Source organism: Micromonospora sp. M51 (genome assembly GCF_018070305.1).
GTDB lineage: Bacteria > Actinomycetota > Actinomycetes > Mycobacteriales > Micromonosporaceae > Micromonospora > Micromonospora parva.
This window is the reverse complement of the sequence record NZ_JAGPXZ010000175.1, coordinates 1-9,322: the sequence shown is the minus strand read 5'-3', so window position 1 is coordinate 9,322 and position 9,322 is coordinate 1. Positions and strand designations below refer to the sequence as shown.

18 protein-coding genes are annotated in these 9,322 nt (G+C 67.1%); all 18 read left to right on the top strand.

Annotated elements, in window-relative coordinates:
• The coding region (gene rplB, locus KBX53_RS12355; RefSeq protein WP_210859244.1) for a 50S ribosomal protein L2 at positions 1-782 on the top strand (782 nt) is incomplete at its 5' end.
• Positions 783-794: 12 nt separating this feature from the next.
• Positions 795-1,076 (top strand): 30S ribosomal protein S19, encoded by a 282-nt coding sequence (rpsS, locus tag KBX53_RS12350; RefSeq protein WP_007465299.1) that lies wholly within the window; start codon positions 795-797, stop codon positions 1,074-1,076.
• Positions 1,077-1,117: 41 nt separating this feature from the next.
• Positions 1,118-1,576, top strand: a complete 459-nt coding sequence (rplV, locus tag KBX53_RS12345) for a 50S ribosomal protein L22 (RefSeq protein ID WP_007465297.1) — start codon at positions 1,118-1,120, stop codon at positions 1,574-1,576.
• A complete protein-coding gene (rpsC, locus tag KBX53_RS12340) occupies positions 1,576-2,445 on the top strand; it encodes a 30S ribosomal protein S3 (protein ID WP_007465294.1) in 870 nt (289 codons plus the stop codon). Before rplV ends, rpsC begins: the two co-directional genes overlap by 1 nt.
• 3 nt (positions 2,446-2,448) lie before the next feature.
• Positions 2,449-2,874 (top strand): 50S ribosomal protein L16, encoded by a 426-nt coding sequence (gene rplP / locus KBX53_RS12335; RefSeq protein ID WP_007465292.1) that lies wholly within the window; start codon positions 2,449-2,451, stop codon positions 2,872-2,874.
• A complete protein-coding gene (gene rpmC, locus KBX53_RS12330; RefSeq protein ID WP_007465283.1) occupies positions 2,874-3,110 on the top strand; it encodes a 50S ribosomal protein L29 in 237 nt (78 codons plus the stop codon). Before rplP ends, rpmC begins: the two co-directional genes overlap by 1 nt.
• Positions 3,107-3,385 (top strand): 30S ribosomal protein S17, encoded by a 279-nt coding sequence (gene rpsQ, locus KBX53_RS12325; RefSeq protein ID WP_030329894.1) that lies wholly within the window; start codon positions 3,107-3,109, stop codon positions 3,383-3,385. Before rpmC ends, rpsQ begins: the two co-directional genes overlap by 4 nt.
• Before the next feature lie 97 nt (positions 3,386-3,482).
• Positions 3,483-3,851, top strand: coding sequence for a 50S ribosomal protein L14 (gene rplN, locus KBX53_RS12320; protein WP_007073026.1), 369 nt, complete (start codon positions 3,483-3,485; stop codon positions 3,849-3,851).
• Positions 3,848-4,168 carry a 50S ribosomal protein L24 gene (gene rplX / locus KBX53_RS12315; RefSeq protein WP_007465276.1) on the top strand — a complete coding sequence of 107 codons (321 nt, stop codon included), beginning with the start codon at positions 3,848-3,850 and terminating at the stop codon, positions 4,166-4,168. The genes rplN and rplX overlap by 4 nt, the downstream gene beginning before the upstream one ends.
• Positions 4,168-4,734, top strand: coding sequence for a 50S ribosomal protein L5 (rplE, locus tag KBX53_RS12310; RefSeq protein ID WP_030329896.1), 567 nt, complete (start codon positions 4,168-4,170; stop codon positions 4,732-4,734). Before rplX ends, rplE begins: the two co-directional genes overlap by 1 nt.
• Before the next feature lies 1 nt (position 4,735).
• A complete protein-coding gene (locus KBX53_RS12305; protein ID WP_007465272.1) occupies positions 4,736-4,921 on the top strand; it encodes a type Z 30S ribosomal protein S14 in 186 nt (61 codons plus the stop codon).
• A gap of 116 nt (positions 4,922-5,037) precedes the next feature.
• Positions 5,038-5,445 (top strand): 30S ribosomal protein S8, encoded by a 408-nt coding sequence (rpsH, locus tag KBX53_RS12300; RefSeq protein WP_007465270.1) that lies wholly within the window; start codon positions 5,038-5,040, stop codon positions 5,443-5,445.
• A gap of 16 nt (positions 5,446-5,461) precedes the next feature.
• Positions 5,462-6,004 carry a 50S ribosomal protein L6 gene (rplF, locus tag KBX53_RS12295; protein ID WP_030329899.1) on the top strand — a complete coding sequence of 181 codons (543 nt, stop codon included), beginning with the start codon at positions 5,462-5,464 and terminating at the stop codon, positions 6,002-6,004.
• Positions 6,001-6,390 (top strand): 50S ribosomal protein L18, encoded by a 390-nt coding sequence (gene rplR, locus KBX53_RS12290; protein ID WP_030329901.1) that lies wholly within the window; start codon positions 6,001-6,003, stop codon positions 6,388-6,390. The genes rplF and rplR overlap by 4 nt, the downstream gene beginning before the upstream one ends.
• A 33-nt stretch (positions 6,391-6,423) precedes the next feature.
• Complete coding sequence (rpsE, locus tag KBX53_RS12285; RefSeq protein WP_018784559.1) at positions 6,424-7,038, top strand: 30S ribosomal protein S5; 615 nt, start codon at positions 6,424-6,426, stop codon at positions 7,036-7,038.
• Entirely contained in the window at positions 7,038-7,220 is a 183-nt protein-coding gene (rpmD, locus tag KBX53_RS12280) for a 50S ribosomal protein L30 (RefSeq protein WP_030329904.1), read from the top strand. Before rpsE ends, rpmD begins: the two co-directional genes overlap by 1 nt.
• On the top strand, positions 7,220-7,663 hold the full coding sequence (gene rplO, locus KBX53_RS12275; RefSeq protein WP_030329906.1) for a 50S ribosomal protein L15: 444 nt from the start codon (positions 7,220-7,222) through the stop codon (positions 7,661-7,663). Before rpmD ends, rplO begins: the two co-directional genes overlap by 1 nt.
• A 232-nt stretch (positions 7,664-7,895) precedes the next feature.
• On the top strand, positions 7,896-9,322 hold a 1,427-nt coding region (secY, locus tag KBX53_RS12270; RefSeq protein WP_247675506.1), incomplete at its 3' end, for a preprotein translocase subunit SecY.

The following is a 9,322-nucleotide window of genomic DNA, read 5'->3' as shown; positions in this document are numbered from 1 at the left end:
ACTTCGCCGAGATCCCCCGGTCCACGCCGGAGAAGTCGCTGCTGGCTCCGTTGCCGAAGAAGGGCGGGCGTAACGCCCACGGCCGGATCACCACGCGGCACCACGGCGGCGGTCACAAGCGCCAGTACCGTCTGATCGACTTCAAGCGGGTCGACAAGGACGGCGTGCCGGCGAAGGTCGCTCACATCGAGTACGACCCGAACCGCACCGCGCGTATCGCGCTGCTGCACTACGCCGACGGCGAGAAGCGGTACATCATCGCGCCGAAGGACATGAAGCAGGGCGACCGCGTCGAGTCCGGCCCGGGCGCCGACATCAAGCCGGGTAACAACCTGCCGCTGCGCAACATCCCGGTCGGTACCACCATCCACAACGTGGAGCTGCGTCCGGGTGGCGGGGCCAAGCTGGCCCGTTCCGCCGGCGTCGGCATCCAGCTGCTCGGCCGTGAGGGCGCGTACGCGACCCTGCGTATGCCGTCCGGTGAGATCCGGCGGGTCGACGTGCGTTGCCGCGCCAGCATCGGCGAGATCGGCAACGCCGACCAGTCGAACATCAACTGGGGTAAGGCCGGCCGGATGCGATGGAAGGGCAAGCGCCCGACCGTCCGTGGTGTCGCCATGAACCCGGTCGACCACCCGCACGGTGGTGGTGAGGGTAAGACCTCCGGTGGTCGCCACCCGGTCAACCCGCAGGGTAAGCCCGAGGGCCGCACCCGCCGTAAGGGCCAGCCGAGTGACCGGCTGATCGTCCGCCGTCGCTACGCCACGCGTAAGCGCGGCTGAGGGAGATAAGACATGCCTCGCAGCCTGAAGAAGGGCCCGTTCGTCGACGACCACCTGCTCAAGAAGGTGGAAGTTCAGAACGACAAGGGCTCCAAGAACGTGATCAAGACCTGGTCGCGGCGCTCGACGATCATCCCCGAGATGCTGGGGCACACGATCGCCGTGCACGACGGACGCAAGCACGTCCCGGTGTTCGTGACCGAGGCGATGGTCGGGCACAAGCTCGGCGAGTTCGCGCTGACCCGCACGTTCAAGGGTCACGAGAAGGACGACCGGAAGAGCCGTCGGCGCTGACGCCGCGGGCATACGGATAGAGGGAACAAGGGGTTACAGCGATGCCAGGAAAGGGCGACGCTCCGGTGCTTCCGGGCGCGCGGGCGGTTGCGCGGCACGTGCGCATCTCGCCGATGAAGGCGCGCCGGGTGGTCAACCTCGTCCGCGGCCTGCCCGCGAAGGAGGCGCTCACGGTGCTGCAGTTCGCGCCGCAGGCTGCGAGCGAGCAGGTGTACAAGGTGCTCGCTAGCGCGATCGCCAACGCGGAGAACAACGAGCGGCTGGACCCCGACGCGCTGCTCGTCAGCGAGGCCTTCGTGGACGAGGGCCCGACGATGAAGCGGTTCCAGCCGCGGGCCCAGGGTCGGGCCTACCGCATCCGCAAGCGCACGTGCCACATCACCGTGGCGGTCGAAGCGGTCGCGCCGGCAGCACCGAGGAAGGCCGCGGCTAAGAAGGCCGCCCCGGCCACGGAGGCCGCACCGGCCGAAGCGCAGAGCAAGACGGAGGACGCCGAGTAATGGGTCAGAAGGTTCACCCCACTGGGTTCCGGCTCGGCATCTCGACCGACTGGAAGTCCCGCTGGTTCGCGGACAAGCTCTACAAGGACTACATCGGCGAGGATGTCAAGATCCGCCGCATGATGTCCAAGGGCCTCGAGCGTGCCGGGATTTCCAAGGTCGACATCGAGCGCACCCGCGACCGGGTCCGGGTCGACATCCACACCGCCCGGCCGGGCATCGTCATCGGCCGTAAGGGTGCGGAGGCCGACCGGATCCGCGGCGAGCTTGAGAAGCTCACCGGCAAGCAGGTTCAGCTGAACATCATCGAGGTGAAGAACCCCGAGTCGGACGCTCAGCTGGTCGCGCAGGGCGTGGCCGAGCAGCTGTCCAGCCGGGTCAGCTTCCGTCGGGCGATGCGCAAGGCCATGCAGTCGGCGATGAAGAACCCGGTCTGCAAGGGCATCCGGGTTCAGGTTTCGGGTCGCCTCGGCGGCGCCGAGATGAGCCGGACCGAGTTCTACCGTGAGGGCCGGGTTCCGCTGCACACGCTGCGGGCCAACATCGAGTACGGCTTCTTCGAGGCCCGTACCACGTTCGGTCGGATCGGTGTGAAGGTCTGGATCTACAAGGGCGACGCCGTCCCGGGCCGGGAGGCTCCGGCCGAGGCCGGTCCGTCCCGCCCGCGTCGTGGTGAGCGCGGCGACCGTCCCGAGCGTCCGCGCCGTGGCCGGTCGGGTTCGTCCGGCACCACGGCTGGTGGCACCGAGGCCGGTCGGGCTGCTGCGACCACCATCGCGCAGCAGGCCGAGACGCCGAGCGGTGAGCCGGTCGACAGCGCAGCTGTCGCCGCCGCTGCTGCTCCGGCAGAAACGCAGCAGGAGGGCTGACAGATGCTGATGCCGCGCAAGCCCCCGAAGGGCTTCCGCAAGCCGCACCACCCGGACCGCAGTGGCGCGTCCAAGGGTGGTAACCGGGTGGTGTTCGGCGAGTTCGGGATCCAGGCTCTCGAGCCGGCGTACGTGACGAACCGGCAGATCGAGTCGGCACGTATCGCGATGACTCGCCACATCAAGCGTGGTGGCAAGGTCTGGATCACGATCTTCCCGGACCAGGCCCTCACCAAGAAGCCTGCCGAGACCCGGATGGGTTCCGGTAAGGGTTCGCCCGAGTGGTGGGTCGCCAACGTCAAGCCGGGGCGGGTTCTCTTCGAGATGTCCTTCCCCAACGAGCAGATCGCGCGAGAGGCCATGCGTCGCGCGATCCACAAGCTCCCGATGAAGTGCCGCATTGTTACGCGCGAAGTGGGTGAATCCTGATGGCAGCGGGCGTTAAGGCGACCGAGCTGCGTGAGCTCTCCGAGGAGGAGCTGGTCACGAAGCTGCGGGAGGCCAAGGCGGAGCTGTTCAACCTCCGCGTGCAGGCCGCAACCGGGCAGCTGGACAACAACCGGCGGTTGCAGGTCATCCGTCGGGAGATCGCCCGGATCTACACGATCATGCGCGAGCGCGAGCTGGGGCTCTCGGCCGCGCCGACTGAGGTGACTGCATCATGACCGAAGAGACCGCCACCGCCGCCGCGCGGTCCCGCCGCAAGGTCCGTGAGGGCCTGGTGGTCAGCGACAAGATGGACAAGACCGTCGTGGTCGAGGTCGAGGACCGGGTTCGGCACGCGCTGTACGGCAAGATCATGCGCCGTACCAGCAAGCTGAAGGTGCACGACGAGCAGAACGCCGCTGGCACCGGTGACCGGGTTCTCATCATGGAGACCCGGCCGCTGAGCGCCACCAAGCGTTGGCGGATCGTGGAGATCCTGGAAAAGGCCAAGTAGCGAAGGCTCGAGCTCGCCCGGCGTTGCGTCGGGCGTTGGTTCCGCCAGGCTCCGGCCGCTACGGCGGCCGGAGAACCGGCAGACATAGGAGATAGACGTGATTCAGCAGGAGTCGCGACTGCGCGTCGCCGACAACACGGGTGCTCGGGAGATCCTGTGCATCCGGGTTCTCGGTGGCTCGGGTCGGCGCTACGCGAGCATCGGCGACGTCATCGTGGCCACGGTCAAGGACGCCATCCCGGGTGCCGGTGTGAAGAAGGGCGACGTCGTCAAGGCTGTCGTCGTTCGCACCGCGAAGGAGAAGCGGCGTCCGGACGGCTCGTACATCCGCTTCGACGAGAACGCCGCCGTCATCATCAAGGACGGCGGGGACCCGCGTGGAACCCGTATCTTCGGCCCGGTGGGCCGGGAGCTGCGGGACAAGCGGTTCATGAAGATTATTTCCCTCGCGCCGGAGGTGTTGTGACCGTGAAGGTCAAGAAGGGCGACACGGTCGTCGTCATCGCCGGCAAGGACAAGGGTGCCAAGGGCAAGGTCATCGCGGCCTACCCGCGGCAGGACAAGGTCCTGGTCGAGGGCGTGAACCGGGTCAAGAAGCACACCCGCATCAGCACCACCCAGCGTGGCGCCAAGACCGGCGGCATCGTCACTCAGGAGGCCCCGATCCACGTCTCGAACGTGCAGGTCCTGGACTCCGACGGCAAGCCGACCCGCGTCGGTTACCGGATCGACGACAACGGCCAGAAGGTCCGCATCGCGCGTAGCACCGGTAAGGACCTGTGATGACCACGGCTACCGAAAAGACCCTGCCGCGCCTCAAGGAGCGGTACCGCAACGAGATCGTGGCCCAGCTGCGTGAGCAGCACAGCTACGGCAACCCCATGCAGGTGCCGCGGCTGGTCAAGATCGTCGTCAACATGGGTGTCGGCGAGGCTGCTCGCGACGCCAAGCTGATCGACGGTGCGGTCCGCGACCTCGCCACGATCACCGGCCAGAAGCCGCAGGTGCGGCGGGCGACCAAGTCCATCGCGCAGTTCAAGCTCCGCGAGGGCATGCCGATCGGCGCGAAGGTCACCCTTCGTGGCGACCGGATGTGGGAGTTCCTGGACCGGCTGCTCTCCATCGCGCTGCCGCGTATCCGCGACTTCCGCGGCCTGGACGGGCGCAAGCTGGACGGGCACGGCAACTACACGTTCGGTCTGACCGAGCAGTCGGTGTTCCACGAGATCGACCAGGACAAGATCGATCGCCAGCGGGGCATGGACATCACGGTGGTCACGACCGCCACGACCGACGACGAGGGCCGGGCGCTGCTCAAGCTCCTGGGCTTCCCGTTCAAGGAGAACTGAGATGGCCAAGAAGGCGCTGATCATCAAGGCGGCCGCGAAGCCGAAGTTCTCGGTTCGCGCGTACACCCGCTGCCAGCGGTGCGGGCGTCCGAAGGCGGTCTACCGCAAGTTCGGGCTCTGCCGGGTCTGCATCCGGGAGATGGCTCACCGCGGTGAGCTGCCGGGCGTGTCCAAGGCTTCCTGGTAAGGGCGACCGCGTCCCGGCCGTCGGCCGGGAACTCCTGCACCGATTAGGTATTGCTCTTCGCCGTAGGCCCGGGGCTGGTGCCCCGGGAACCCCGGCGAGAAAGGCTGACGAAATCCATGACGATGACCGACCCGATCGCAGACATGCTCACGCGTCTGCGTAACGCCAACCAGGCGTACCACGATCAGGTGAAGATGCCCTACTCCAAGATCAAGGCGAACATCGCCGAGGTCTTGAAGGCCGAGGGTTACATCGCCACCTGGTCGGTCGAGGAGCCCGAGGAGGGCGCCGTCGGCAAGCGACTGGTCGTCGAGCTGAAGTACGGCCAGAACCGCGAGCGGAGCCTGGCCGGTATCAAGCGCGTGTCCAAGCCCGGTCTCCGGGTGTACGCCAAGTCGGACGGGCTCCCGCGGGTGCTCGGTGGGCTGGGCGTGGCGATCATTTCGACGTCCCAGGGGCTGCTGACCGACCGGCAGGCCCGCAAGCGGAGTGTTGGCGGGGAAGTCCTCGCCTTCGTCTGGTAACGGGAGACAGGTAGAAATGTCGCGAATTGGACGTAAGTCGATCCCGGTACCAGCCGGCGTCGATATCACGATCGACGGGCAGACCGTCAAGGTCAAGGGCCCCAAGGGCCAGCTTGAGCACACCCTCGCCGAGCCGATCACGATCGAGCGTGGCGAGGACGGCGAGCTGAGCGTCAACCGGCCGAACGACGAGCGCAAGGCCAAGGAACTCCACGGCCTGAGCCGTACGCTGGTCGCCAACATGATCGTCGGGGTCACCGAGGGCTACCGCAAGAGCCTGGAGATCGCCGGCACCGGTTACCGGGTCACCGCCAAGGGTTCGGACCTCGAGTTCGCGCTCGGGTTCTCGCACCCGGTGGTCGTCCCCGCCCCGGCGGGCATCACCTTCACGGTGGAGCGGCCGACCCTGTTCCACGTGGCTGGCATCGACAAGCAGCAGGTCGGTGAGGTCGCCGCCAACATCCGGAAGATCCGCCCGCCGGAGCCCTACAAGGGCAAGGGCGTCAAGTACCAGGGCGAGGTCATCCGCCGCAAGGCTGGAAAGGCAGGTAAGAAGTGAGCGCCACGCTGCTCAAGCGCCGCCGCGGTGTCGCCGCCAAGCGCGCCGTTGGGCGTGCGCGTCGACACTTCCGCGTCCGCAAGAACGTCAGCGGTACGGCCGAGCGTCCGCGCCTGGTCGTCACCCGCTCCCTGCGGCACATGGTCGCCCAGATCGTCGACGACACCAAGGGTCACACCCTGGCGTCGGCGTCGACCCTGGACGCCTCGCTGCGCGGTGCGGAGGGCGACAAGAGCGCCCTGGCCGGCAAGGTGGGCGCGCTGCTCGCCGAGCGGGCCAAGGCCGCCGGCGTCTCCAAGGTCGTCTTCGACCGCGGTGGCAACCGGTACGCGGGGCGAGTCGCCGCGCTTGCCGACGCCGCCCGCGAAGCCGGGCTCGAGTTCTAACAACCCCGTCACGAGAGAGAAGGAAGGCTGCTGATGCCAGGTCAACAGCGCCGTGGCGGCGGGTCCGGTGGCAACGAGGGTGGTCGCCGCGACAACCGCCGTGAGGGCGGCCGCGGAAACGCGCCCGTCGAGAAGACCCCGCACCTTGAGCGGGTCGTCGCGATCAACCGCGTCGCCAAGGTCGTGAAGGGTGGTCGTCGCTTCAGCTTCACCGCCCTGGTGATCGTGGGCGACGGCGACGGCACGGTCGGCGTGGGCTACGGAAAGGCCAAGGAGGTGCCCGCGGCCATCGCCAAGGGTGTCGAGGAGGCCAAGAAGCACTTCTTCAAGGTTCCGCGTATCGGCGCCTCGATCCCGCACCCGGTGACGGGTGAGGACGCGGCCGGTGTGGTGCTGCTCAAGCCGGCCTCGGCCGGTACGGGTGTCATCGCCGGTGGTCCGGTGCGTGCCGTGCTGGAGTGCGCCGGTATCCACGACGTGCTCTCCAAGAGCCTCGGCTCGTCGAACCCGATCAACATCGTGCACGCCACCGTGGCGGCCCTGAAGGGGCTTGAGTCCCCCGAGCAGGTCGCGGCGCGTCGTGGTCTGCCGGTGGAGGACGTCGCGCCGGCCGCCATGCTGGCGTCGCGGGCGGGGGTGGCGTCCTGATGGCACGCCTGAAGGTCACCCAGCTCCGGTCCGGTATCGGGACCAAGCAGAACCAGCGTGACTCGCTGCGTTCGCTCGGTCTCAAGCGGATCAACGACGTGGTGGTCAAGGAGGACCGGCCCGAGATCCGCGGCATGATCTTCACGGTCAACCACCTCGTGAAGGTCGAGGAGGTCGAGTAATGACGATCAAGGTTCACCACCTGCGCCCGGCGCCTGGTTCCAAGACCGCGAAGACCCGTGTGGGTCGCGGTGAGGGTTCCAAGGGCAAGACCGCTGGTCGCGGTACCAAGGGCTCCAAGGCCCGCAAGAACATCTCGGCGGCGTTCGAGGGTGGGCAGATGCCCATCCACATGCGCCTGCCGAAGATGAAGGGCTTCAAGAACAAGTTCAAGGTGGTCTTCCAGGTGGTCAACCTGGACCGACTCGCTGAGCTGTTCCCGAACGGTGGTCAGGTCGGCCCGCTGGAGCTCGTCGAGTCCGGCGCGGTCCGCAAGGGTCACCCGGTCAAGGTCCTCGGCACCGGGGATCTCGGCGGTGTGGCGCTCCAGGTGTCCGCGCACGCGTTCAGTGCGTCGGCCAAGGAGAAGATCGCCGCCGCCGGTGGCTCCGTCACCGAGCTGTAAGGCGTACGACCATGGCGCCCGTCCAGTTGTGAGCAACTGGCGGGCGCCATGGTCTGCCTGGGGCCTGAGCGCCCGGTAACATCGGAATCGATTTATGTAGTCGGGCGCATCTGCCCGGACCGGGGTGAGGCTGTTAGAGTCCCATCCCAGCCATGGATTGCGGGCACTCGCCCGTGATCCACCCCGACCCGCCAGGGATCACCGGCGGCCCGCCTCGCGCAGGAGGAAGAAGTTGCTGTCCGCCTTTCTCAGTGCGTTCCGTACGCCTGACCTGCGCAAGAAGCTGCTGTTCACAGTAGGCATCATCGCGGTCTACCGGCTGGGTGCAACGCTCCCCAGCCCGGGCGTCTCGTACGGCAACGTGCAGAAGTGCCTCGACACCATCCAGGGTGACACCACCGGGGTGGTGAACCTGCTCAACCTCTTCTCCGGCGGAGCGCTGCTGCAGCTCTCGGTCTTCGCGCTGGGCATCATGCCCTACATCACCGCGTCGATCATCCTGCAGCTGCTGACCGTCGTGATCCCGCGTCTGGAGCAGCTCCGCAAGGAGGGCCAGGCCGGTCAGGCGAAGATCACCCAGTACACCCGCTACCTGACCCTGGGCCTCGGTGTGCTGCAGGCCTCGGCGTTCGTGGCCCTGGCCCGCTCCGGCCAGCTGTTCCAGAACCGGTGCGACCAGTTCCCGATCATCCCGACCGGCACCGGCATCCCGGACTGGCTGACGCTGTCCATCCTGGTGATGACGATGACCGCCGGCACCGGCATGGTCATGTGGCTCGGCGAGTTGATCACCGACCGCGGCGTCGGCAACGGCATGTCCGTCCTGATCTTCACCTCGATCGCGGCGCGGCTGCCCAGCGAGGGCTGGCAGATCAAGACCAGCAAGGGCTGGGACATGTTCGCCCTGGTCATTGCCCTGGTCCTGGTGGTCATCACCGCTGTCACCTTCATCGAGCAGGCGCAGCGCCGGATCCCGGTGCAGTACGCCAAGCGGATGATCGGCCGGCGGATGTACGGCGGCACGTCGACCTACATCCCGCTGAAGGTCAACCAGGCTGGTGTGATCCCGGTCATCTTCGGCTCGTCGCTGCTCTACCTGCCGCAGTTGGCGCTGCAGTTCTTCGACCAGACCGACCCGGGCAAGACCCAGTCGTGGATCCAGAACAACCTGGTCAACCCGAGCAGCCCGATCTACATCTCGGTCTACTTCCTGCTGATCATCTTCTTCACGTACTTCTACGTGTCGATCACGTTCAACCCGACCGAGGTCGCTGACAACATGAAGAAGTACGGCGGCTTCGTGCCGGGCATCCGCCCCGGCAAGCCGACCGCCGACTACCTCGACTTCATCCTCAGCCGGATCACCCTGCCGGGCGCGCTCTACCTCGGCGTGATCTCGATCCTGCCGAACTTCTTCTTCATCTGGCTGGACAACCAGCAGTACCAGAACTTCCCGTTCGGCGGCACCGCTGTGCTCATCATGGTCGGCGTCGGTCTGGAGACCGTGAAGCAGATCGTGCACGCCATCCCGTCGCCGAAGCAGGTGCTCCAGCCCGGTGACCTGATCTCCATCGACTGCGGCGCGGTGTTGGACGGGTGGCACGGCGATTCCGCCATCACGGTCGGGGTCGGCGACGTCGACCCGGCGCTGCTGAAGAT

Bases quoted from the DNA above. Each gene is read 5' to 3' on its own strand.
- rpsS (WP_007465299.1), top strand. From the start codon at position 795: ATGCCTCGCAGCCTGAAGAAGGGCCCGTTCGTCGACGACCACCTGCTC.
- rplV (WP_007465297.1), top strand. From the start codon at position 1,118: ATGCCAGGAAAGGGCGACGCTCCGGTGCTTCCGGGCGCGCGGGCGGTT.
- rpsC (WP_007465294.1), top strand. From the start codon at position 1,576: ATGGGTCAGAAGGTTCACCCCACTGGGTTCCGGCTCGGCATCTCGACC.
- rplP (WP_007465292.1), top strand. From the start codon at position 2,449: ATGCTGATGCCGCGCAAGCCCCCGAAGGGCTTCCGCAAGCCGCACCAC.
- rpmC (WP_007465283.1), top strand. From the start codon at position 2,874: ATGGCAGCGGGCGTTAAGGCGACCGAGCTGCGTGAGCTCTCCGAGGAG.
- rpsQ (WP_030329894.1), top strand. From the start codon at position 3,107: ATGACCGAAGAGACCGCCACCGCCGCCGCGCGGTCCCGCCGCAAGGTC.
- rplE (WP_030329896.1), top strand. From the start codon at position 4,168: ATGACCACGGCTACCGAAAAGACCCTGCCGCGCCTCAAGGAGCGGTAC.
- KBX53_RS12305 (WP_007465272.1), top strand. From the start codon at position 4,736: ATGGCCAAGAAGGCGCTGATCATCAAGGCGGCCGCGAAGCCGAAGTTC.
- rpsH (WP_007465270.1), top strand. From the start codon at position 5,038: ATGACGATGACCGACCCGATCGCAGACATGCTCACGCGTCTGCGTAAC.
- rplF (WP_030329899.1), top strand. From the start codon at position 5,462: ATGTCGCGAATTGGACGTAAGTCGATCCCGGTACCAGCCGGCGTCGAT.
- rpsE (WP_018784559.1), top strand. From the start codon at position 6,424: ATGCCAGGTCAACAGCGCCGTGGCGGCGGGTCCGGTGGCAACGAGGGT.
- rpmD (WP_030329904.1), top strand. From the start codon at position 7,038: ATGGCACGCCTGAAGGTCACCCAGCTCCGGTCCGGTATCGGGACCAAG.
- rplO (WP_030329906.1), top strand. From the start codon at position 7,220: ATGACGATCAAGGTTCACCACCTGCGCCCGGCGCCTGGTTCCAAGACC.